This is a genomic window from Nocardia sp. NPDC050710 (assembly GCF_040654375.1).
Classification (GTDB): Bacteria; Actinomycetota; Actinomycetes; order Mycobacteriales; family Mycobacteriaceae; genus Nocardia.
On the sequence record NZ_JBFAHV010000005.1, the window covers coordinates 152,530 to 176,260 of the forward strand.

General features: G+C 67.3%; 19 protein-coding genes and 1 pseudogene. 11 read left to right on the forward strand and 9 right to left on the reverse strand.

All coding sequences use genetic code 11. The features are described 5' to 3' along the window. Positions 1-17: 17 nt before the first annotated feature. Genes AB0H61_RS12535 through AB0H61_RS12550 form a run of 4 tightly spaced genes read right to left on the reverse strand, consistent with a single transcriptional unit; the run spans position 18 to position 3,667 of the window. A complete protein-coding gene (locus AB0H61_RS12535) occupies positions 18-1,526 on the reverse strand; it encodes a hypothetical protein (protein ID WP_357302669.1) in 1,509 nt (502 codons plus the stop codon). 43 nt (positions 1,527-1,569) lie between these two features. Next, entirely contained in the window at positions 1,570-2,334 is a 765-nt protein-coding gene (locus tag AB0H61_RS12540; protein ID WP_357302670.1) for an AIM24 family protein, read from the reverse strand. A 3-nt stretch (positions 2,335-2,337) separates the two neighbouring features. After that, on the reverse strand, positions 2,338-3,033 hold the full coding sequence (locus AB0H61_RS12545) for an AIM24 family protein (protein ID WP_357302673.1): 696 nt from the start codon (positions 3,031-3,033) through the stop codon (positions 2,338-2,340). Positions 3,034-3,043: 10 nt separating this feature from the next. Then, entirely contained in the window at positions 3,044-3,667 is a 624-nt protein-coding gene (locus AB0H61_RS12550; RefSeq protein WP_357302676.1) for an AIM24 family protein, read from the reverse strand. A gap of 253 nt (positions 3,668-3,920) precedes the next feature. On the opposite strand from AB0H61_RS12550, the gene AB0H61_RS12555 reads away from it, so the two are divergent. Both AB0H61_RS12555 and AB0H61_RS12560 read left to right on the forward strand, forming a co-directional pair. Then, the gene (locus AB0H61_RS12555; RefSeq protein WP_357302679.1) at positions 3,921-5,243 is read left to right on the forward strand and encodes a TerD family protein; all 1,323 of its coding nucleotides are present in this window, start codon (positions 3,921-3,923) and stop codon (positions 5,241-5,243) included. Between the two features lie 26 nt (positions 5,244-5,269). Further along, positions 5,270-6,838, forward strand: a complete 1,569-nt coding sequence (locus tag AB0H61_RS12560) for a TerD family protein (protein ID WP_357303182.1) — start codon at positions 5,270-5,272, stop codon at positions 6,836-6,838. 4 nt (positions 6,839-6,842) lie between these two features. On the opposite strand, the gene AB0H61_RS12565 is transcribed toward AB0H61_RS12560, so the two are convergent. The 3 genes from AB0H61_RS12565 to AB0H61_RS12575 form a co-directional block, all read right to left on the reverse strand. After that, positions 6,843-8,543: a glycosyltransferase 87 family protein gene (locus tag AB0H61_RS12565; RefSeq protein ID WP_357303185.1), complete on the reverse strand. Its 1,701-nt coding sequence runs from the start codon at positions 8,541-8,543 to the stop codon at positions 6,843-6,845. Positions 8,544-8,662: 119 nt separating this feature from the next. Continuing rightward, a complete protein-coding gene (locus AB0H61_RS12570; protein ID WP_357303188.1) occupies positions 8,663-10,852 on the reverse strand; it encodes a transglycosylase domain-containing protein in 2,190 nt (729 codons plus the stop codon). Positions 10,853-11,609: 757 nt separating this feature from the next. Continuing rightward, the gene (locus AB0H61_RS12575) at positions 11,610-12,029 is read right to left on the reverse strand and encodes a DUF5318 domain-containing protein (protein WP_357302682.1); all 420 of its coding nucleotides are present in this window, start codon (positions 12,027-12,029) and stop codon (positions 11,610-11,612) included. Between the two features lie 194 nt (positions 12,030-12,223). Between AB0H61_RS12575 and AB0H61_RS12580 the strand changes: the two are divergent. The 4 genes and pseudogenes from AB0H61_RS12580 to AB0H61_RS12595 all read left to right on the forward strand — a co-directional run. Further along, positions 12,224-12,412: pseudogene (locus AB0H61_RS12580) on the forward strand (DUF1707 domain-containing protein); the annotation flags it as partial. Between the two features lie 48 nt (positions 12,413-12,460). Beyond that, on the forward strand, positions 12,461-12,859 hold the full coding sequence (locus AB0H61_RS12585) for a DUF1707 domain-containing protein (RefSeq protein ID WP_357303190.1): 399 nt from the start codon (positions 12,461-12,463) through the stop codon (positions 12,857-12,859). Between the two features lie 124 nt (positions 12,860-12,983). After that, positions 12,984-13,541 carry a PadR family transcriptional regulator gene (locus AB0H61_RS12590; protein WP_357302685.1) on the forward strand — a complete coding sequence of 186 codons (558 nt, stop codon included), beginning with the start codon at positions 12,984-12,986 and terminating at the stop codon, positions 13,539-13,541. Next, positions 13,534-14,631 (forward strand): inositol-3-phosphate synthase, encoded by a 1,098-nt coding sequence (locus AB0H61_RS12595; RefSeq protein WP_357302687.1) that lies wholly within the window; start codon positions 13,534-13,536, stop codon positions 14,629-14,631. Before AB0H61_RS12590 ends, AB0H61_RS12595 begins: the two co-directional genes overlap by 8 nt. A gap of 165 nt (positions 14,632-14,796) precedes the next feature. On the opposite strand, the gene AB0H61_RS12600 is transcribed toward AB0H61_RS12595, so the two are convergent. Both AB0H61_RS12600 and AB0H61_RS12605 read right to left on the reverse strand, forming a co-directional pair. Then, a complete protein-coding gene (locus AB0H61_RS12600; protein ID WP_357302689.1) occupies positions 14,797-15,309 on the reverse strand; it encodes a TIGR04338 family metallohydrolase in 513 nt (170 codons plus the stop codon). A gap of 10 nt (positions 15,310-15,319) precedes the next feature. Next, positions 15,320-16,165 (reverse strand): DUF2786 domain-containing protein, encoded by an 846-nt coding sequence (locus tag AB0H61_RS12605; RefSeq protein ID WP_357302692.1) that lies wholly within the window; start codon positions 16,163-16,165, stop codon positions 15,320-15,322. A 171-nt stretch (positions 16,166-16,336) separates the two neighbouring features. Between AB0H61_RS12605 and AB0H61_RS12610 the strand changes: the two genes are divergently transcribed. From AB0H61_RS12610 to AB0H61_RS12630, 5 genes are all read left to right on the forward strand, one after another. Next, positions 16,337-17,638, forward strand: a complete 1,302-nt coding sequence (locus AB0H61_RS12610) for an ABC transporter substrate-binding protein (protein WP_357302694.1) — start codon at positions 16,337-16,339, stop codon at positions 17,636-17,638. A gap of 140 nt (positions 17,639-17,778) precedes the next feature. Next, positions 17,779-18,711, forward strand: coding sequence for a sugar ABC transporter permease (locus tag AB0H61_RS12615; protein WP_357303191.1), 933 nt, complete (start codon positions 17,779-17,781; stop codon positions 18,709-18,711). Positions 18,712-18,781: 70 nt separating this feature from the next. Beyond that, complete coding sequence (locus AB0H61_RS12620) at positions 18,782-19,684, forward strand: carbohydrate ABC transporter permease (RefSeq protein ID WP_357302696.1); 903 nt, start codon at positions 18,782-18,784, stop codon at positions 19,682-19,684. Between the two features lie 485 nt (positions 19,685-20,169). Further along, positions 20,170-20,571 (forward strand): nuclear transport factor 2 family protein, encoded by a 402-nt coding sequence (locus AB0H61_RS12625; protein WP_357302699.1) that lies wholly within the window; start codon positions 20,170-20,172, stop codon positions 20,569-20,571. Positions 20,572-21,290: 719 nt separating this feature from the next. Beyond that, entirely contained in the window at positions 21,291-23,567 is a 2,277-nt protein-coding gene (locus AB0H61_RS12630) for a transglycosylase domain-containing protein (RefSeq protein WP_357302702.1), read from the forward strand. Positions 23,568-23,731 lie beyond the last annotated feature (164 nt).

Sequence of the window (23,731 nt, forward strand, 5' to 3'; positions counted from 1 at the left end):
GATCACCGGGACCGGTGTCAGTGGCCGTCGCGGAGCGAGATGAGGCCGCCGAGGGTGCCGACGAACGCGGTGCCGTCGGGGCCGAGCGCGATACCCGCGTAGTTGTTGTTGAAGCCGAATCCGACGCCGGACAGCCGTTTCCAGACCATCTCGCCGGTGCGGAAGTCGAGGGCGGTCCAGTACCACGGGTCGGTGGGCTGGGTGCCCTTCGTATACGTGTAGATGAGACCGGTGGCGAGGGAGAGTTTCGGCACGACGCTGGGGGCCGCCTCGGTGGTGTTGGTCCAGGCGAGGGTGCAGCCGGCGCCGTCGGGGTCGATATCCACCCGGGCGAAGCCGGGGACGGTGGTGTTGCCGAGCATGGTGGAGCGCGGGTTGGCATAGCCGTAGTTGTTCTCGACGATCAGCGAGCGGCCCGCGCCGATCAGGGAGTTCTCGGTGGCGCTGGCGCCGGGGGCGAAGACCGGGACGGCGCAGACCTCACGCCGGTCGACGTCGGGTTCGGTGCGGTAGACGACCACATTCATGGGGTCGGCGTTATCGGTGATGGCCACATAGCCGTCGGGTAGCACAGTGGGTGTGGTTCCGGTGCCGTCATCGACCTGACCCGGTTTGCGCTGACCGCTGTTGGCGTAGGTGACCCGCCAGGTGATCCGCGGTGCGTCGGCGGGGCCCGCGTCGAAGCGGAGCAGTTCCCGATTGGTCGCGATATAGACCTCACCCGCGTCGCCCACCGCGAAGGAATTCTCGATCTGGTCGTTCTCGCCCGAGCCGAGCCGGATGACCTGGGCCACACCGGTATCCGGGTCGAGCGTCCCGACGACGCCGTTGGCCTTCGCGACGAACCAGATCAGCCCGTCGGAATCGGGGAGGGCGGAGTTGAGCGTTTCACCCGGTTGCAGAACACCCGTCAGGTCGTAGTCACGCACCAGGGTGAAGCCGTCGGCGGCGGGGGTTTCGGCGAATATCTGGAGGTGCCCGGTGCCGGTGCCGACCACGGCGCGGTCTTCGTGATCGAGATAGAAGTAGCCGCCGCCGCCGAAGTTGTTGAAGCCCCCCGGTTTCAGCAGATCCAGTGGGCTGCGCCCGGGCAGTGGATGCTTACCGAGCACCGCCATGGTGTTCGGGTCGATGAGATAGAGGCCGGGCGCCATACCGAGACAGGTGGTGACGATCCGACCGGCCCGATCGAACGCGACCGAACCGCACTCGCTGCCGAGCAGCACCGAATTCACCTGGGTCGCAACGCCGAGCGGGCCGGGGCGGGTATAGGTATCGCTCATCCACCCGTCGTTGTGGATACCGGAGTCGCCGCTCGCCGCGAGGTACGGATGTGACGGAACCGGCGGTATCCCGATGATCGGCGCCGCGACAGCGGGCGTTCCGAGGAATGCGGGGATATCCGGTCCCGGGGGTACCGACGGAATCGGCATCGCCCCTGCCTGCCCCGTGGCAGGCACGGTGCAGGCGAGCGCGGCCGCGGCACAGGCCAGCTGCACGACCCGGGAGCGAAGCATGCGGAACACGAGTGCAGACGGTAGCCGCGGGGAGTACGAGCGGCGCCGCGGGCTATCCGTAATGCTGCTGCCCGCCGAGTTGCTGGGCGACCACGGCCTGGATGCGTTGCAGGCCGCCGACGGTCATACCGCTCTGCAACTGTCCCTCGATGGTGCGTACCAGCATGGCATCGCTCATGACCTTCTCGCTGGACTGGATCAAAACCGTTCCGGCGCCGGTGAAATCGAACTGGCGCTCCTCGCCGGAGTTCACGCCGAAGCGCGCCGCACCCGCCGCGAGGAAGCTCGACACCCACCGATGGTCGTAGTGATGGCTGGGGGAGGGGCAGTCGGCCCAGCCCACCAGCGATTCCGGATCCACCCGCAGCGGCGGTTCGGCGAACATCACCGGACCGTTGGAGGAGGCCAGGAATTTGCCGGTGCCGATCAGGGTGAGGAAGCCGGGGACGATGGACTGGTTCAGCGACAGCCCGGGCTCGAAGGCCAGCAGGTTGGCGGCGCGGATGGTGAGGTTGCCGTCCTCCAGGTCATAGGAATTGATGTTGTAGCCGCGGTCGCCGATGATCAGCTTGCCGTGCCCCTCCGCGACCACGTAGTCGCCGGTGAACAGCGGGGCGGAGAACTGTTGCGACACCATCTGCATCAGCCCGCCGTGCAGGCCGTGGGTGAGCATCTGGAAGTTCATCTGCCCGTAGTAGGCGATCATCGCGCCCTTGCGCATGAACCAGGGCTTGTTCAGGTCGATGCAGTAGGCGTACTCGTTTCCCGGGATGTTGTCGCTCTCGCCGAGATTCATCGGACTGAATACTTGAGACATGGCTCACAACTTCTCTTCGGAGGCCTGCACATAGACAACACCCTGTCCGACGCAATGCAATTGCATCGCCTCGCCGGAACCGCGACCCACCGCGTCGCGCCAGCTCAGGGCGGTTTTCAACTCGGTCTGCACATTGCCGTACGCGGCGACGAATGCCTGCGGATCGACCACGATCGGATTCGGTCCGCCCACCGGCAATTCCAGGAATCCGCCGTGCGCGAGCAGCACCGCCGCGCCCTGCCCGGAAAGCTGGGTGGTGAACATGCCCTGCCCGGTCAGCGCGCCGGACGCGGCGCCGCGCAGCGCGCCCATGATGCCGCCACCCCCGCCACCGCCGCCCGAACTCATGACCGAGACGATCGAACTCTGCAGTCCCGCGGTGTTGGCGAGCAGCCGCGACGCCTCGACGCGCAGCGCGGCGCCCGGCTGCATCTGCACCACATGCACTTCCAGCCCGGCGAAACCGTAGTGCACCTCGCCATTGCCCTGCGCCAGCATGGTGCTCTCGTGCTCGCCCGCCATCATCTGGCCCGCCATCCGCATCAGGCCGCCGCCGCCCATACTCTGCGCGCCCGGAATCTGGTGCGGGGAGAACGAAATATCACCGCTGTAGAAGAGCATCGCGCCGTTGCGGGCGACCACTCCGCCCGCCATACCGACGTTGACCTTGACGACCTTGCCGTTGACCTTCTCGAACATCGACCTGCCCTTACCGTTCCGCCGGTTGGATCAACACGACGCCCTGGCCCTCCCAGCGCAGCGAGAATGCCTCGCCCGCGTCCTGGCCGACCACGGTGCGCCACGACATGTCGGTCACGAACGACTGCTGCAGGTTGCCCTGCGCGGCGACGAACGCGTCGGGGTCGACGACCAGCGGATACTGCTGCGACACCTCGAGGTGGATCAGCGGCCCACCCGCCGAGAGCAGCGCCACCTGGCCCTGCCCGGAGACGGTGGTGGTGAAAAGGCCCGCACCCGTTGAGGCGCCGCGCACACCGGCGAACCGCACATCGGTGCGCAGGTTGCCCGCGAACGCGAGCAGCTGCTGGGATTCGACCTGCAGCGTGTCGCCGTTGAGGTTGACCACGGTGACGTTCTGGCCGTTGACCGCGAAGAAGACCCTGCCGTTGCCGCCGCATTCCATCAGCGACAGCTTTTCGCCGGTGGCGCGTCGCTTCAGGCCGGCGAGCACTCCGTCGCCGCCGCCGAAACCCGCGGCCTTGAACTGGATATTTCCTTCATAGGCGATCATCGAGCCGGAGATCGCGCGGACACTGGTTCCGGCGAGGTGCGCCTCGATCACCTTTTTCGACTGTTCGAACAGTTGCGCCATGGGGGAGTTTGCCTGCTGTCTCGTCCGGGAATGTGGGAGTTATCGCCACTTCCAACTGTGTTCCGCGGGAAGTTCCCGCACCCCGTAGATCGCGTAGCACCGCGCAGATGTGTCCCACCCGATCTCCCGTGTGTCGTCACACTAACCGATGCCGCGGCTCTAGTCCGTGTCGTCTCCGGCGTTTACTCCGGCCGCGCGGAGCCCGTTTCTCGTAGAGTGGCAGTCGAAAGCACCGACAAGCGAAGGGTCGACCTTGTCCGCATTACTCGCCAAGGGCCAGAACGGTCCGTTGGCCACCAATGACGTGGTGATCTCCGTCCAGCTCACGGCACCCGCGGATCTGTCCGCGCTCCTGGTGACCGAGCGGGGCAAGGTCCGATCCGACGCGGACTTCGTATTTTTCAATCAGCCCAATGGACCCGGCGTGAATCTGCAGCCCGCACCGGCCGGACAGGCCGCCTCGCTGGCCGTCTCGCTGAGCGCGGTGCCGCCGGATATCGATCAGATCCGGGCGGTGATCACCCTCGACGACGCCTCCAGCAGCTTCGGGCGGTTCGCGCCGCCGACCGCGGTGGTCTCGGATTCGGCCGGTAATCGGTTGTACGAGTATCAGATCGACGGGTTGCAGAGCGAGTCGATCGTCATCGCCCTCGAGCTGTACCGGCGACAGGGCGCGTGGAAGGTGCGCGCGGTCGGACAGGGATACGCGGGCGGATTCGCCGCGCTCGTCACCGACCACGGCGTGACCGTCGACGAGGCGCCCGCCACCGCGGCCGCGCCCGCCCCAACCCCGGCCCCGCCGCCCGTTCCGGCCCCGCCGCCGACCCAGCAGGCGCCGCAGTACGCGGCCACCGGCGCATACCCGCCGCCGGGACAGGGTTATCCGCCGCCGCCCGGCGCCGGCTACCCTCCGCCCGCATCCGGGCCGGGCTATCCGCCGCCCCCGCAGCAGGCCGCGCCACAGCCCACCGGCGAGGTGAGCCTGAGCAAGGACCGCCCGGTCAGCCTGCAGAAGGGGCAGAAGGTCACCCTCCGCAAGGAGGGCGGCACCGCGCTGACCTTCGTCAAGATGGGTCTCGGGTGGGATCCGGTGCAGAGCCGCGGCATGTTCGGGAACCGCACCGTCGATATCGACCTCGACGGGTCGGTCATCATGTTCGCCGATGCGAATCCGGCGGATTACGCCTACTACGGCCAGCTTTCGTCGAAGGACGGTTCGGTCCGCCACCAGGGTGACAACCTGACCGGTGAGGGCGAGGGTGACGACGAGGTGATCCTGGTCGATCTGACCCGGGTCCCGGCCCATATCAGCACGCTGATATTCATCGTGACCTCGTACAAGGGCCACACCTTCGAGCAGGTGCAGAATGCGTTCTGCCGCTTGGTCGACGGCACGAACAATGCGGAATTGGCCAGGTACACCCTCGCGGGCGGGATGCCGTTCACCGCGATGGCCATGGCGAAGGTCTACCGGGTCGGCGCCGACTGGAAAATGCAGGCCCTCGGCGAGGGCTTCCAGGCCAAGCATCCCGGTGAGGCGATTCCGCAGTTGGGCCGGTTCCTTTCGGCCAACTGAGGCCATACAGCAGGGTAGACAACGTGATGCAGCTGAAGGCCGGTCAGAATATGCCACTGGCCGCCGATGTCGTCCGATTCAGCGCGAAAGCCGGGGCTGCCCTGGATGTTTCCGCACTGGTGGTAGCGGAGAACTTGCGGGTCATCGAGCCCGGGGACTTCGTCTTCTACAACCAGCCCGCCACGCCCGGCGTCACGGTGACCGCGGAGGAGGTGACGATCACCCTCGCCCAGGTGCGCGCGGACGCCAAGGCGGTGCTGTTGGTGGTCAGCGCCGATCCGGCCGCGCCCGTCCCTTCCGGCGGGCTCGGCCCGGTGACCGCGTCGCTGGCCGGAAGCGATTCGGTCACGGCCGAATTCGCGATCACGCCGACGGCGGGGGAGACCGCGCTGATCTGCTTGGAGGTGTATCGGCGCGGCGCCGAGTGGAAGGTGCGTGCCGTCGGTCAGGGCTACGCGGGCGGTATGGCGGTGTTGTTGTCCGCGCACGGCGTCGAAGTGGACGGGCCGGTCGAGCCGTCGGCGCCCGTCGAATCGACGGGCCGCGACACCATCGCCGGACCGCGCCCGGGCGAGCATCCGACCGGGCCGGCGCCCGTAGAGGTGGCGCACGGCCTGGAACGGCTGTGGATGATCTTCGAGGACGCCGCCCGCTCGGCGGCCGCTCTCATCTCGGCCCGCGACTACGCGTCCAAGCGGCTGGACACCGAATTGTCCGCCGCGGTAGCGGATCCCGCGACCCGCAATACCCCGGCCGCGGGGGCCGCCCGCGAGGCCGCGCAGCGCCGCAGTGACGAATTGATCGCCTCCGCGGAGGGTAATCACCGGCGCGACACCGAACAACTGATGCGCGAGCTCGCCGATGCCGACCGGCAGTTGCCGCCCGCGCTGGCCTCTTGGCACTCACCCGCCTGGGACGGTCCGCCGAAGCCGAGCGACGGTATCCGGCTCGGTGAGCTCTACGCGATCGAACGCGGCCCGCTGCGCGTGCCGTACTGCGTCCCGGTGCCGCTGACCCGGCCGCTGTGGATCGATACCGAGCATTCCAGCGCGGTCGTCCCGGTGGTCGGCGCGCTGCTGGCCCGGCTGCTGGTCGCCGACCCAGGCCGGCGCACCAGCATCGATGTGATCGATCTGACCGGTGCGTTCGGCGGGCTACTCGCCCCGCTGGCCACGGTACTGAACGGTCCGGTGGTCACCGACCACGCCGATATCTCGCCCCGGCTACAGGCCCTCGCCGATGCCGCCGAACTCGCCGAAATGGCATACAGCAGCGGCAATTTCACACCGCCCGAGGTGCATCGAGTGCTGCTCGCGGCCGATTTCCCGCACGGCTACCAGGCCTCGGACGCACTGCGCATCGGTTCCCTGATCGCCCGCGGCGACCTGATCGGGCTCTCCATTGTGATCGTGGGCAGCGACGAATCGGAGTCCGACGACAGCACGGTGGCCATGCTGTCGCAATCGTGCAGGCACCTGCCGACGGTCGACGACACCCCGCTGTTCGATCCGTGGACCGCGAGCGCGTGGCAACTGGAATTGGATCTGCTGCCGCGGGATCCGGACCGTCAGGCCCGCCTGCTGCGCTCCGAGTGACGAATCAGCCCGTGCGAGCCGGGGCTGCCTTGGGCCGCAACGGTTCCGGCAACCACGGCAGCAGCGGGTCCGGTGCGCGATCGACGATCCCGCCGCCCGGATCGTCGACGAAATCGCGGCGCACCAGATCCTCCTCGGGCCGATAGATCTGCCGCACGATCAGCCCGCACAGTGCCACCACGGCGAGGTCGCGCACGATCACCGTGCCGGTGAACCACTGCTCGGGCAGGCCCTTCCGGTCCAGGCCCAGGTAGTAGAACATGCGCGGTACCCACACCAGCGCGTCGATCGTCATCCAGGCCAACAGGATTCGCCGGTGCGGCAAGGCCAGTACGGCCAGCGGGACCAGCCACAGCGAGTACTGCGGGCTCCACACCTTATTCGTCAGCAGGAAGGCCGCGACGACCAGGAAGCACAGCGGGGCCAGCCGCGGCCGGCGCGGCGCGGTCAGCGCGATATAGCCGATCGCCAGGCAGGCCAGCACGAACAGCAGCAGCGAGACAATATTGAGGATGGCCGGGGCATCGCCGTGGGTCAGATAGCCGTCGAAGCCGGGCCAACCGGTGAACGACGTGATCACGTTGTAGACGGAGTCCGGGTCGGCGTGCCGGGTGGTGTTGAGACGGAAGAACTCCCGCCAACCCTCGGGGAAGAGCAGCGCGATCGGCAGGTTCACCGCCAGCCAGGTGCCCAGCGCCCCGGCGACCGTCACCGCCGCCGCGCCGAGCGGTCGCAGGCTCAGCAATCGGATGCGGTCCGGGATCTGTCGCAGCCAGGTCCGCACCGCGGGCACGCCGTCGATATCGCGCAGGCGCAGCAGCCCCGAACGGGTGCTCGGCACCCTCTGCATGGGATCGGTGCGCAGGCACAGCACCACGATCGGTCCGAGCAGGAGCAGCGGGTACAGCTTGGCCGCCCCGCCGAGTCCGAGCAGCACACCGGCAAGCACCGGCCGTCTGCGAGCCCAGGCGAGCATGCCGGTCGCGGCGAACGCCGTGGCCAGCGCGTCGAAATTGGTGAAGGCGTGCACCAGCACCAGCGGCGAACAGGCGATCAGCGCGGCATCCCAGACCCGTCGCCCGGCGAGCATCGCCGAGGCCCAGACCGTGATCAACCAGGCAAGGGCCAGGCCCACCGCGATCACATTGAAGTAGATGACCACCTGTAGTGCACCGGGCAGCGGCGCGGCGTCCCAGGTCTTGGCGATCTGCATGCCGAGGTACTGGTACAGGCCGGATAGCACCGGATATTCCATATACCGGGTCTCGGTGCCGCCGTCGGGCGTGTCCTCGGTCCACTGCTTCTTGTACGGGAAGGCACCCTCGTCCAATCGTTCGGCGCCGTAGAGCGGCACCGTGTCCGAGTAGCACATCGCGACGTACTGGCGGCCGTTGTTCCAGTCCAGCGTCGGCCTGCCATCGGGGCCGGGGGTCTGCTGGATGCAGCCCGCCTTACTCGCCCAGCCGAGGGCGAGGAAGATCAGCGCGAGCATGAACAGCACCCGCAGCGGCGTCCAGAATCGGACCCGGCCGATCAGCGCGTGATCACCGACCGGCCCGCCGACCACCGTGGACAGTTGCGCGGTCAGGGAATCGTTGCGGCTCGGCCGATCTCGTTCGTCGGCCGATCTCAGGTCCGGCGCGAGCGGAGCCGGTGAAATCGACTGTGCCCCGCCGGCCTGACCCCCACTGGACTGCGGCCCGATCCCGTACGTCCGCTCATCCACCAGTTGCTGATCGGTCACGGTATCCGAGCGTAATAGCCGCGCCCGGGTCTACTCCCCCCGCCGCCCGCAGACGGCCGGGGGGAGGTGCGGATCCGCGGCTAGCGACTGCGGGTCGGTCGGGGGTTGGTCGGTCCGTCGTCGTTGCTCTCGTTTCCGTTCGCATTGCCGTTCGGGCGGGAGCCGGACGGCTGGGCGCCACCGCTGGGTGCGATCGGCTGACCCGGCAGCGGACCGGTTTCCTCGCGCTGCTGCGGCTGCTGCTGCTGGGTCTGCGGATTGGGCTGCACGCCGGGCACCGGAATGGTGATGCCGGGCAGGATCTCGACCTGGGTCGGCGCGATCACCACCGGGGGCACGAATGCGGGCGCGGTCGAAGACGGCGGGGTGTACGGCGCGGTCCATTCGGGAACACCGGACTGGCCCTTGATCGGGGCCGGCTTCGGGAAGGTCTCGTTGGGGGTGCCCTTGAGGGCGCCGTCCATGGTGGACTTCCAGATATCGGACGCCAGACCGGAACCGTAGATCATGGCGCCGCCGTAGTTGCGCAGCGGCGAGTTGTCGACGCTGCCGACCCAGACCGCGGTGGACAGCGACGGGGTGTAGCCGACCATCCAGGTGTCCTTGTTCTCACCGGTGTCGCCGAGCTGCGCGGTACCGGTCTTGGATGCCGACTCCCGGCCGCCCGCCAGGTTGTGGTTGCGCGAATAGGCCGCGATCGGCTTCATCGCCGCGGTCGCGTTATCGGCGACCGCCGCCGACACCCGCTGCTCGCCCGCGACGTCACCGCGGTCGAGCAGCACCTGACCGTCCGCGGTCACGACCTTCTGGACGAAGTGCGGTGCGTGGTAGACGCCGGACGCGGCCAAGGTCGCGTACACCGAGGCCATATCCAGCGGCCGCGCCTGGTACTGGCCGAGCACGATGCCGTTGTTGGGACCCGAGCCGTCGGGCTCGCTGAGCGTTTGCGGCACACCGGGAAGGGAGTCCGGAATGCCCAGCTTGTGGCCCATATCGGCGATCTTCTGCGGGCCGTTGCCCATATCGATCTGCATTCGGTAGAAGCTGGTGTTCAGCGAACGCTTGAGTGCCTCGGCAATGGTGCACTGACCACACGCCTCGCCCTCGACGTTGGTGATCTTGATGCCGTTCACCGTGATCGGGGAGCTGTCGTACATCTGGGACAGCGGGATGCCCTGCTCCAGATTCGCGGCGAGACCGACCACCTTGAACGACGAACCGGTCTGCAGACCGGCATTGGCGAAGTCGTAGCCCTGACCGTCGCTGCCGCCGTAATAGGCGCGCACCGCGCCGGTGCGCGGATCGATCGACACCACGGCGGTCCGCAGCTGTTCCGGCTCGCCCTGCATCTTCGAGGTGGCGGCGTCGACCGCGGCCTGCTGCATCGTGGCATCGATGGTGGTGGTGATCTGCAGTCCGGAGGTATTGAGCTGTTGCTCGCTGATCCCCGCCGTCGAGAGCTCCTCGAGCACCTGGGTCTTGATCAGACCTTCCGGGCCGGAGTCCAGGGTCTTGTCCTGGGCCGCGGCGGCCGACACCACCTTCGGGTACTGCATGCCCTGCCGGTCGGTGGCCTTCAGATTGCCCCCCTCGACCATGCCGTCCAGCACGTAGTTCCACCGCGTTTTGGCGCCCTCGGGATTCTTCTCCGGATCGAGCAACGACGGGAGCTGGATGGTGGCGGCCAGCACCGCGCCCTCGGCGGGGGTCAGCTCGCTCACCGGCTTGTCGAAGTAGGACTTGGCGGCGGCATCGATGCCATAGGCGCCCCGGCCGAAGTAGATGGTGTTGAGGTAGGCCGCGAGAATCTCGTCCTTGCCCCACTGCCGCGCCATCTTCGCCGAGATGACCAGCTCGCGCATCTTTCGGGTCAGCGAGCGTTCGTCACCGACCAGCGCGTTCTTCACGTACTGCTGGGTGATGGTGGAACCACCGCCCGCGCTTTCCTTACCGAGCACATTGTCGCGGGCGGCGCGCACGAAGCCGGAGATGGAGAAGCCGGGGTTGGTGTAGAAGTCCCGGTCCTCGGCGGCGATCACCGCGTTGCGCACATGCGGCGGAATCTGGTCGATGGTCACCTCGGTGCGATTGCCCTGCGGCGGCACCACCTTGCTGAGCACGCTGGTGCCGTCGCTGGCGTAGATCACCGCGACCTGGTTCGTCTTCAGATCGCCGGGCTGGGGCACCGACACCGTGGAGTAGGCGACCAGGAAGACCGCGCTCGGTAGCACGATGGCCAGCGCCGTCAACACGTAGAGGGTGCGTCGCACGGCCTTCCAGGGGAACTTCCGCTGCTGGCCGGGACGACGCCTGCCCGGCCCGCCGGAACCGTCCCCACCGCCGCCGCCGCGACGTGGCGGCGGACCGGAGGGCGGCCCGCCCGCGGTCGCCCGGCGCTCACCGGTGGTCGCGCCATTGGGCCTGCGGGTCCGATCCGCGCCGGGTCGCGCGTCGACGCCGGGTCGTGCGTCCACGGCAGGCCGGGAACCCACGGCGGGCCGAGAGCCGGTGGCCGGGCCGGAGCGACGATTGCGCTCGGCGACCGCTTCGCTCAGCGAGCCGGGCCTGGCCGGAGGTTGGCCGGGCCGTTGGATCTTCTGGGTCGCCTGCGGACCGCCCGGTGCGCCGGGACCCGGCTGCGGACGGCCCTGCGGGCGCGGCGGCGGTGGGCCGGGGCGCTGCGGGGGCTGCGGACCGCGTGGCGGCGCGCCATTGGGACCGCCGTACGGCTGGCCACCTTGACGGGGGCCGCCGGGCGGCGGGGGCGGCGGACGGAAGCCCGGCGGCGGGGGCGCCTGGCGTCGATTCGGGTTCGGAGCCGGTTGTGAACTTCGCTGAGTGCGGCCGCCGTGCGGTTCATCGCCGTAGGGGGAAGTCTCGTAGGGCGAATTCACTGACAAGATCTCCATAACTCGTATCGGACTGCGTTGCTCGGTGCGTTCGTGGCCGTCGCCGCGACGGAGGCATGGTGACTCCGCATGTCATTACCCACCGGCAGAGCACCGGACGGGCAGGTGACCAGGCACTTCATTCGGCGGCGGTGCGCCGGTTCGCCCGGGTACCGGTGCGTCGGCGCGGGGGCGCCGGCGCGGTACCGAGCACATAGGACTGCACCAGATGATTCCAGCTGCAGCTCCGGCATACCTCGACGACATGGACCGAGAACTCCTCGCGAGTCTCGGCGAGGCGTAACAGCTCCTCGGGTGCGCGAGCCGAACCAGCCATCGGTCCAAGGCCGTCGCCGTAGACCCAGGATACGAGCGTCAGCTGTTCTTTCCGGCAGATAGGGCACGTAACCTCGCTCCCCCGGCCGTGAAACTTAGCCGCACGCAGGAGGTAGGGATTTGCATCACATACCTCGGCGACATCGACCCGGCCCGCATAGACGTCAGCCAGCAGCGACTTGCGCCGGAGCGCGTAGTCGACGACCTGCCGCTGATTTCGCACGAGAACCAGAGTAGCCGCGTCTGATTTGCGGCGCTGGCGGGACGCGTGTTCGCGGCCCTTTTCGGTCAGGCGGGCGGGCGGGGCGACCAGGCGTTTCGCAGGACTCGCGCAGCGCGAAGCGTTTTGGCATGGTCGCGTCGGCGATCGCCCGCGGTTGGCACGCTGACCAGGCGGTAGCCGATTACGATTCATCTGTGTCCACCACGGCTTCCGGGCGCATGCGAGCGCGTGACCTCGATCGTGCCCATGCGTCCGGTGTGCTGGATGCCGCCTACGCGGAAGGGCAACTCGGAGCCGACGAGTATCACGACCGGACCGCGAAGGCTGCCGCCGCGAAGACGCTGGGGGAGTTGGAAGATCTCGTCGCCGATCTGCAATCACCGACGGCGGTAACCGATCTCACCGAACAGCGGCCGCAGAAATCGCGAAATATGCTGCACCGCCGACGATTCTCCGGAAGTTATCCGGGACGCACCCGCGCCCGTGAGGTGGATCGCGCCGCAACGGTGCGGGTACTCGACGGCGCCAGGGCCGACGGGCAGCTCACCGCGGACGAACACGAGGCATTCACCGAGCTCGCGGCCGCGGCCAAGACACTCGGCGAGCTGACGGAACTGGTGTCGGACCTACAGCGCCGTGCCGATGCCGCCGCGGCGACCGCGTTCGCGTCGGCGCGGCTGGTTCCGGGGCGCCGTCGCGGCGACCGCGGTACTCGCGGCCGTGACGGGTTTCCTCGTGACCGGTCACGAGGACCCCGCGCCGCGGGCAAGTGCGATCGATCTGTCACCCTCGGCGGCGAGGTCCTCGACGTCCGTCCGCCCACCGAATAAACCCCCGCCACCAGCACGAACCGGTGTTATATCGGTGACGACTGTGCATAGATGTATCGCTCCGATATAGTGGAAAGTCGCATCCATTGGTTAGGTCTGTACACACGTCAGGGGGTGAAGCCCGATGCTCGAGCTGGCAATCCTCGGGCTGCTCCTCGAATCGCCCATGCACGGGTACGAGCTGCGCAAGCGGCTGACCGGCCTGCTCGGGGCGTTTCGGGCCTTCTCCTACGGTTCGCTCTATCCGACCCTGCGACGTATGCAGGCGGATGGACTGATCGCGGAGGAGCTGCCCGAAGGCGCGGTCACCCGCCGCGCCCGGCGGGTCTACCAGCTGACTCCGGTCGGCCGCGAGCGGTTCCACGAACTGCTCGCCGACACCGGACCGCAGAACTACACCGACGACGGCTTCGGCGTCCACCTGGCGTTCTTCAGCCGCACCCCCGCGGAAGCGCGGATGCGGATCCTGGAGGGCAGGCGGCGACAGGTCGAGGAGCGCCGAGAGGGATTGCGGGAGGCGATAAAGCGGGCCAGCGGGTCGCTGGACCGCTACACCCGCCAGCTCCACCAGCTCGGTCTGGAATCAAGCGAGCGCGAAGTGCGCTGGCTCAACGAGTTGATTGCGGCGGAGCAATCAACGAAGGCGGCACCACAGAAAGAGGGAAACATCGGCCATGAGTGATACCAATAAGGCTGGTAGCGCCACAGAAGTTCGCGTGGCCATTGTGGGCGTTGGCAACTGCGCCTCCTCCCTGGTCCAGGGTGTGCAGTACTACAAGGACGCGGACGAAACCTCGACCGTGCCCGGCCTGATGCACGTCAAGTTCGGCCCGTACCACGTCCGCGACGTCAAGTTCGTGGCCGCGTTCGACGTGGACGCCAAGAAGGTCGGCTTCGACCTCGCCGAGGCCATCTTCGCGAGCGAGAACAACACCATCAAGATCTCCGACGTGCCGCCGAGCGATGTGGTCGTGCAGCGTGGTCCGACGCTGGACGGCATCGGCAAGTACTACGCCCAGACCATCGAGCTGTCCGAGGCCGAGCCGGTCGACGTCGTCAAGGCGCTGAAGGACGCCCAGGTCGACGTGCTGGTTTCCTACCTGCCGGTGGGTTCGGAGGAGGCCGACAAGTTCTACGCCCAGTGCGCCATCGACGCGGGCGTCGCCTTCGTCAACGCGCTGCCGGTCTTCATCGCCTCCGACCCGGTCTGGGCGCAGAAGTTCGTCGACGCGGGCATCCCGATCGTCGGTGACGACATCAAGAGCCAGGTCGGCGCGACCATCACCCACCGCGTGATGGCCAAGCTGTTCGAGGACCGCGGCGTGCAGCTGGACCGCACCATGCAGCTCAACGTCGGCGGCAACATGGACTTCAAGAACATGCTCGAGCGCGAGCGTCTGGAGTCGAAGAAGATCTCCAAGACCCAGGCCGTCACCAGCAACCTGAAGAAGGAACTGGGCGCCAACGATGTGCACATCGGCCCGTCCGACCACGTCGGCTGGCTCGACGACCGCAAGTGGGCCTACGTGCGTCTCGAGGGTCGCGCCTTCGGCGACGTGCCGCTGAACCTGGAGTACAAGCTCGAGGTCTGGGACTCGCCGAACTCGGCGGGCATCATCATCGACGCGGTGCGCGCGGCGAAGATCGCCCTGGACCGCGGCATCGGCGGCCCGGTCATTCCGGCCTCGGCCTACCTGATGAAGTCCCCGCCCAAGCAGCTCGCCGACGATATCGCCCGGGAGCAGCTGGAAGCATTCATCATCGGTGCTTGATTTGTTGGCCGCTCGGCCGCGAACGGGTCGCTCGTAAGACTCGCTCCGGACGGGGCTGGGGTTCTGCGCAGGTGAGGGAAAGCCGGCCGGAGGGTTATCCTCCGGCCGGCTCTGCGGTATTCGACGGTCCGTTGCCCGCCGGACACAGGGGAAAGCTCAACCGCCTCATCCGAAGCGGACCCCGCAGCCGAGCAGGCTCGTCCGGAGGACCAGCGCGGCCTCCGGGCCAATGATTCCGTCGACCAATTCCAGGTAGCGCGTGCAGAATTCGGGTCCGTGCGGGGCCACCGATGCCGCCGCCGGTTCGAGGTGGTGCGCCAGTTCGTGCAATACCACCAGCTCCCGGAGCGCCCACGCGGTCCCGCCGGCATGTAAAGGCACCGCCAGGACCGCGTCGGCGGCCTCGTAGTGGGCCGCGGCCGCTCCGGCACGCGACCGGACCCGCACCGGGACCGAGGCTCTATCCCATTGCGCCCGAACCCAATTGAGTGCGAGCACCTTGTCAGCATAGGCCTGCACGGAGTCGACCGAGGCGAAACGGCGTTCGATCGGCAGGGTGATCTGCGAACCGTACAGCTCCACCGTGCGGCTGCCGTGTTCATTGGCGCGATCGAAGACCCCGCGCACCAACTGCTCGGCGTCATAGACCTTGGCGCGCTGCGCATCTCGCACACTCATCGCCGCCCCCTCAGCTGCCGTCGCCCTCCGTCAATTGTCCACGGGCCGCGCTGAGTTCCGGCGACATACCCAGTCGAGCGGCCTTACCCGCCCGGTCGCCCGCGCGCCGGGCCGCCGCCGAATGTCCCGCGGACGCCTGCGGTCCACGCCAGGTGCCGCGCGCCTCGGAGGTGCGGGAGTAGAAATCGGTGAGCTCGAGTTCCTTGTCGCGCAGTGCGAGCGCCGTGCCGGTGCCCGCCGCCTCCGGCGCCACCGCCTCGGCCTCGACCTCGGACTTCACCTCGGCGAGTCGACGCCCGATGCGCGCGGCGAAGGCCATCTGGAAATTCAGCCGCGCCGTCACCGGCGCGACCGGAGCCTGCACCCGGCGCTGCACCCGCCTGCCCCACTTCTTCTCGACGACGATCTTCTCCACCGTCGCCGAGCGATACTGACCGGATTTGATGTAGTGATCCGAGGCACGCACCATCTGCACCAGCAGGCTGGCGTAGAGCGCCTCGCAGGCGTCGATATCGGAGTCGAAGCCATACGCGTAGACCTGGGTCGAGGTCCGCGCAACATCGCAGCGCACATCATTGGCCGAGGCGATCGCGACGAACAACTGGACGTAGGTGCGCAGCCCCTTCTTCCCCGGCTCGCCGATCGGGATGATGCGCTGTATCGGCGTCGGCCTGCGCTCACGCCCGGCCACATGAGCACGAGCCACCGTGAGGTCGATCGAGGACCGGGTCGCGAGCCGCTGCGCCGCAGCGAGGAAGGCCTCCGCTTCGTGCTCGTTATCGGTGGATTCGGCCTTGCGCAGCAGCCCACCGATCCGCGTGAGCATCCGGTCGGGAACCGCATTCGGCGAAGTCATCGCCCCTCAGGGTAATGGGCGTCTCGGCGCACAGCCCCGCCCGGCCGAGCGTATGCGTCACCACAGAAAGGAAGGTGTAATCGGGCGTGCCAGGTGAACACGATGTATCTTGCCTTGTGCACCGGCAGGGTGTGCTGCCGCTCACGTCGTAACCAATGGAGTGTGTCCACGATGGCTTTGAAGAAGGTGTCGGCCCTACGTTCGTCGTTCGTACCGCGGGCCGCGCTGGCGGCCGCGTCGGTGGCGCTGCTGACGGCGACGTTCACCAGCGCCTGCTCCAGCGACAGCGGCGGCAACCCGACGAGCCAGAACCTGACCGGGCGCGGCCCGATCACCTACGTCGAGGGCAAGGACACCACCGAGACGGGTGTGGTCAAGCAGCTCATCGAGCGCTGGAACGCCTCGCATCCGGATGAGCAGGTGACGTTCAAGGAGCAGTCGAACGACGCCTCGCAGCAGTACGACGACCTGGTCGAGCACATGCGCTCCAAGCAGTCCGACTACGACGTGGTCGCCCTCGACGTGCCGTGGACCGCCGAATTCGCGGCCAAGGGCTGGATCCAGCCGCTGAAGGACTCCTTCGCCATCGACACCGCGACGCTGCTCTCCCCGCCGGTCGCCAGCGCCACCTACAACAACACCCTGTACGCGGCGCCCCGCAACACCAACGGCGGCCTGCTGTTCTACCGCAAGGATCTGGCGCCCAATCCGCCCAAGACCTGGGCCGAGATGCTGGGCCAGTGCCAGATCGCCAAGGACAACAACATCGGTTGCTACGCGGGCCAGTTCGCGCCCTACGAGGGCCTGACGGTGAACACCTCCGAGGTGATCAACGCCTTCGGCGGCACCTTCGTCGGCCCCGACGGCAAAACCCCCACGGTGAACAGCCCGCAGTCCAAGGCTGGTCTGAGCACACTGGTGAACGCCTACAAGAACGGTGAAATCCCGGAGGAGGCCATCACCTTCAAGGAGCCCGAGTCCAGCAACGCCTTCTCCCAGGGCAAGCTGATGTTCCTGCGCTCGTGGCCCTCCACCTTCGGTGATCTCGGTTCGGAATCCTCCTCGGTGCGGGACAAGTTCGGTGTCGCACCGCTGCCCGGCGAGAACGGTGTCGGCGCCTCCACCCTCGGCGGCTACAACGCCGCCATCAGCGCGTTCTCCAAGAACAAGGCCACCGCGCTCGACTTCCTGCGCTTCCTGATCGGCGAGGACGCCCAGCACATCATCGCCTCGGGCGCGCTGCCCTCGGTGCGGGCCTCGATGTACGACGACCCGGCGCTGATCGCGAAGATGCCGTACCTGCCCGCCCTCAAGGACTCGATCGCCAGCGCGGTGCCGCGCCCGGTCACCCCGTTCTACCCGGCGGTATCGAAAGCCATCCAGGACAACGCCTATGCTGCGCTCAAGGGAACCAAGTCCGTCGACGAGGCGATCACCGGAATGCAAAAGGGCATCGAGACGGCCGGATCGTAGAGCGGTTTGCACAGCAGCGGACCCGACCAACCCGTAGGAGAGAGATAACGGTGTCGGATCCTTCGGGAACGGCTACACGCATGCCGAACGACGAATTCCTGCCGCGCAAACGCGGTTTCGGCGCGAGCCTCGCGCTGGAAATGCGTAAATCCGGTAAGGCCTGGATGTTTGTCACCCCGGTGCTGATCGCGCTGGCGGTCGTCATCGGATATCCGGTGGTCCGGGCGCTATGGATGTCCTTCCAGAAGGACGCCGGGCTGGATCCTGCCACCGGCATGTTCGTCGAGGGCGGCAGCGCGGGCTTCTCCAACTACACGCACTGGCTGCTGCAGCAGTGTCAGGCGGGCGGCGTGACCGTGTCCTGCCCGACCGGCACCCTCGGCTCGCAGTTCTGGATGTCGGTCGGCGTCACGCTGTTCTTCACCGTGATCACCGTGGCGCTGGAGGCGAGTATCGGACTCGCCATGGCCATGGTGATGGGCAAGACCTTCCGCGGCCGGGCGCTGCTGCGCGCGGCGGTGCTGATCCCGTGGGCGATCCCGACCGCGGTGACGGCGCGGCTGTGGGAGTTCATGTTCCAATACGACGGCGTGGTCAACCGGGTGCTCGGCACCCACATTCTGTGGACCTCCGACGAGTGGCCGTCTCGATTCGCGGTGATCGTCGCCGACGTCTGGAAGACAACGCCGTTCATGGCGCTGCTGCTGCTGGCCGGTCTCCAGGTGATCCCCGGCGACGTCTACGAGGCCGCCAAGGTCGACGGCGCCTCGGCCTGGCAGCGGTTCACCCACATCACGCTCCCGCTCTTGAAGCCCGCACTGCTGGTCGCGGTGCTGTTCCGCACCATGGACGCACTGCGCATGTACGACCTGCCCGCGATCATGACGCTGGGCAACCCCTCCACCCGCACGGTGTCCATCCTGGTGGTCGACCAGGTGCGCCAGGGCCCCAATAGCGCAGCCGCCTTGTCCACCATCACCTTCCTGCTGATCTTCGCTGTCGCCTTCGTACTGGTGAAGATCTTGGGCGCCAATGCGGTTCGGACTCAGGAAGAACAACGGAGGGCCGGATGATCCACAATCGCGCAGCGATTATCCGACCCGACCGGGTGCGGGTGTCCCGCATGACATCGGAGGCGCACTGATGGCTACCCAGACGACGAATAAGCCCGCGACCCAGCCGACGAATAAGCCCGCGACCCAGCCGGTTCCGTGGACCAAACGGCTCGGCACCGTTCGCCTGTACCTGGGCGCGCTGATCGTGCTGGTGTGGGGCCTCGCCCCCTTCTACTGGATGGCGGTCACCGCCTTCCGCGACCCCGACTACACCTTCGACAACACCCCGTGGCCGACGCACGTCACGCTGGAGAACTTCCGCAACGCCTTCGACACCAGCCGCGGTAACGACTTCGGCAAGGCACTGGTCAACAGCGTCATCATCGGCTCGATCACCACCGTGCTCGCCCTGGTGATCGGTGTCTTCGCGGCCTACGCGCTGGCCCGGCTCACCTTCAAAGGCAAGTACGTGGTCTCGGGTCTGATCCTGAGCGCGTCGATGTTCCCGGTGGTCGTGCTGGTCACCCCGCTGTTCCAGCTGTTCACCAATCTCGGCTGGATCGGCGAGTACCAGGCGATGATCATCCCGAACATCTCGTTCGTGCTGCCGATGACCGTCTACATCCTGGCCTCGTTCTTCGCCGAATTGCCCTGGGAACTGGAAGAAGCCGCCCGCATCGACGGCGCGACGAAAATGCAGGCCTTCCGGTTGGTGATGCTGCCGCTGGCCGCGCCCGCCGTCTTCACCACCGCGATCCTGGCGTTCATCGCCGCGGTCAACGAGTACCTGCTGGCCCGGCTCCTCTCCAGCGACAAGACCGAACCCGTCACCGTTGCGATCGCCCGCTTCTCCGGTAACAATCCCCTGGTCCAGCCCTACGCCGCCATCATGGCCGCGGGCACCATGGTCACCATCCCCCTGGTCATCATGGTCCTGCTGTTCCAGCGCCGCATCATCTCCGGCCTCACCGCGGGTGGCGTCAAGAGCTGAGTTGTTGGCTGTGTTTTTGGCCGCGCGGGCGCGGCGTGTTCGCGGCCCTGGATGTCTCGCTGCCGAGCGGCCGAGACTTGCGACTTCGTCGCGTGCGCTTCGGCCACTCGGCAGCGAGACGGCCGCGAACGGGTCGCTCGTAAGACTCGCTCCGCGCGGGGCTGAGTAGGTCGGGACTGTGTCGCATGTGCTTGGGCTGCTCGGACGCGAGGCGGCCGGGAACGGTCGCTCGTAAGACTCGCTCCGCGCGGGGCTGGGTTGGGGACGGACAGGTTGCGGGTTCGAATCCCGTCATCCGCTCCACGAAAACACCAGGTCAACAGCTGCGAGCCATCCTGGACGGGTGCCCATGTCACCACATGTGTCACCACTTGCGGTCACCACGGCTTCTCAGGGCATGGAGGCGCTGGAGGCCGACGCATGCTCTCACCACGCCCTCGAACCTTGTATCGAACAAATGTTCCCATTCCGGCTAAACTTTGTAAGTGACCAATGAGAACCCCACCGAGGGCGCCATCCATCGCTACTTCGATGCACTCCAGACTGGGTCCCCGATGCTCCTGAAGGAGTGCTTCACCGAAGACGCGCGATGGTTCGCACCGGGCCGTCTGCCCAACTCTGGAATCTGGCACGGGCCGAACGCCATTGTTGAGGAGTTCTTTCCGATCGCGATGGCTCGGATGCAGCCGGGGTCGTTCACCACTGAACTGCTCAGCCTGACCATCGGCGACTCGAACGCTGTCGTCGAGTGGCGATCGAGGGCGACCACGGTATCAGGCCACGAGTACAACAACGCCTACATCGCGAACTTCGTCGTCACGGACGGCAAGATCTCCGAGGTGCGCGAGTACTTCGACACCCACCGCGGCGAGACGCTGTACCAGTAGGCCGTGTCGCGTAGAGGCGGCACCTGAATTCGAGGGCTATTTGGAAGGCGCCGTCCGCGCAGCCGAACGCGCTGTCGCGGAAGTCTGCGTGGTGACCAGCCCACGCGTACCCGGCGTCGTCACGACCGACTGAACATCCCCGGCTGGCCAGGTTCAAGGCCTCATCGACGACAGATGCCCGCGTCGAGGTCACCCTCCTCGAATACGCCGCGGTCTCGCGCGCCCGCGACGAGGACTTTCACATCCGCGAATGTTCCGCCGGCCCTGTGGATCTCGACGACTTGCGGCTGATCTCGTTGTCCTCGCCCCGATGCCCGGTGCATCGAAGCCATCGATCGACACGCCGCCCAGGTCGATCCTTTGCGCTGTGAGCGTGTGCCGGACGCTGGCGCACTTGTGCAGCACCGTGATCCCAGCGTTCTTGTAGCGTGGCAGGAACGGCTCCGGAATGGATCCCGTGGTCTCCACGATCGTCACGCCGGACTCGATGATCACTGTCATGTAGTCCTGGTACGGAGGCGGACCCGTGAACGCGGGTTCGGCAGGACAGGCCTCGTTTTCGGCGAGGGTGGGTTGGAGCGATTCGAGGGGGAAATACGCATGCCCGGGTGATACCGACGTCGGCGGGCGTGCTCGGCGCGGTAAAGTCCCGGTTGAAGACGCGGTTCGGCGATCGTTGGCAGTCCAGGTGGGTTTTACCGACGCTCCGGGAGGAGATCGTGAGCTCGTTCGGCAGGCAGCGGGGGCGGCGTAATACCAAGGGCAAGCCCGCGGCGGCTCCCTATGCCTCGATTGCCGGGTGGAACGAGCGGAAGTCCGTGCGGGAGCCGAAAGCCCGCACCGCCGGGAGGATCGGCTCGGCGAAAGCGCGGCCGAGCAAGGCGAAATCGGCTCCGCCGACGTCGGATCGCCCGGCGCGCTCCCGTGGGGAACGCTTCCGGCGGCTGCTGTTCGCGCTGTTCATCCTGTTCGTCGCGGTGCCCTCGCTGCTGTTCGTGCTGGTCTACTGGAGCGCCGAGATTCCCGATCCGTCCGCGGTGCAGACCAACCAGATCGCCACCATCCTGGCCGCGGACGGCAGCACGGTCATCGCCAAGGTTGTTCCGCCCAACGGCAATCGGACGCCGGTACCGCTGTCGGAGGTGCCGCAGCCGGTGCGCGACGCGATGATCTCGGCCGAGGACCGCGATTTCTACACCAACCCGGGCTATTCCACCTCCGGCTTCTTGCGCGCGGCCAGGGACAATGTGCTCGGCAAGGATGACGCGGGCGGTGGCTCGACCATTACCCAGCAGTATGTGAAGAACGCCTTTCTCGGCTCGGAGCGCACGCTCACCCGCAAGATGCGGGAGCTGATCATCGCCGCGAAGATGTCGCGGCAGTGGAGCAAGGACGACATTCTCGCGGCCTACCTCAACACCATCTACTACGGCCGCGGCTCGTACGGCATCGCCGCGGCGTCGAAGGCGTACTTCGATAAACCGCCCGCGCAGCTGACCCTGGCCGAGGGTGCGGTGCTGGCCGCGCTGGTCCGCACGCCGTCCATCCTGGATCCGGAAACCCATCTGCCGGACCTGAAGACCCGCTGGCGGTATGTACTCGACGGCATGGTGGAGATGGGGGCGCTCGCCCCCGGTGATCGCGACGCGACGGAGTTCCCGCCCATCGTCCCGATCACCGAGATCGCCGACGGCAACTCGGCCCGCGGCCCGGAGGGCCTGATCCGCACCCAGGTGCTGCGCGAATTGCGCACCGCGGGCATCGGCGAACGCGAGTTGAATACCGGCGCATTGCAGATCACCACCACCATCGATGCCAAGGCCCAGCAGGCCGCGTTCGCGACGATCGACGACCGGCTCGACAATCAGCCGTCCGAGCTGCGCGCGGCGGTGGTCTCGATCGATCCGCGCTCGGGTGCGGTGCGCGCCTATTACGGCGGTTCCGACGGCATCGGCTTCGACTTCGCGCAAGCCCCGCTACAGACCGGTTCGGCCTTCAAGGTTTTCGCGGCGATCGCCGCCCAGCAGCAGAGCATTCCGCTGTCCAGGGTCCTGGACAGTTCACCGGTCACCGACCGCGGCACCCTGATCACCAATGTGGACGGCGAGTCGTGCGGCAGATGTTCCATGGCCGAAGCGCTGAAACGCTCGCTGAACACCAGCTTCTACCGGCTCACCATGTCGATGTTCGACGGGCCGAAGGCGATCGCCGACGCGGCGCACCAGGCGGGCATTCCGGAGGAGATCCCCGGTGTCGCCGGTAAGTCCCTGACCGAGGACGACGGCCGTCCCCTCAATGGAATCGTCTTGGGGCAGTATCTGGTTCGCCCGATCGATATGGCCTCCGCCTACGCCACCATCGCCGCGTCCGGGATCTATCACGAGCCGTACTTCGTGCAGCGGGTGGTGGCCGGTGACGGCCGGGTGCTGCTCGACCGCGGCGCCCCGGAGAATCAGGTGGGTAAGCAGCCGACGCCCGGACAGCAGCGCATTCCCCGCCAGATCGCCGAGAACACCCTTCAGGCCATGACTCCCATCGCCGCCTACTCCAAAGGGCACGGGCTCGCGGGCGGACGCCCTTCCGGCGCCAAGACCGGCACCACGCAGCTCGGCGAGAGCGATCTGAACAAGGACGCGTGGATGATCGGCTTCACCCCGTCGCTGTCCACCGCGGTGTGGATCGGCACCGAACGGTCGCAGCCGATCCGGACCGCCCGCGGGGCCGATATCTACGGCTCTGGTCTGCCCGCCGATATCTGGAAGCAGATGATGGACGGCGCGCTGGAAGGTACTCCGGTGGAGCAGTTCCCGACCCCCGCGCTGCTCGGCGGAATTACCCCTGGACCCAAACCCGGCAAACCCTCTGGCGGACCCTACGACATCCTGAATCCCCCGCAAACCACGCAAGAGGAGCCCGCGGACATCGCCCCGCCCACCTCCGAGCAACCTCGCCAAGTGGAGATCTTTCCCGGCCTGAACGTCCCGGTGCCCCGGTAGTTATCCGGCCGTGCCATCTAGTGTCGATCTTGTGACCTACGCCGCCCCCGGGGAACGCACGACATGGCAGCATCGTTTGCCAGAGTGAGAGCGAAAGCAAGGCAACGGCACCGGAAGGCAGGAGCGCGTCGGCACCGCGAGGAAGCGGGCCGACGCCGAAGCCG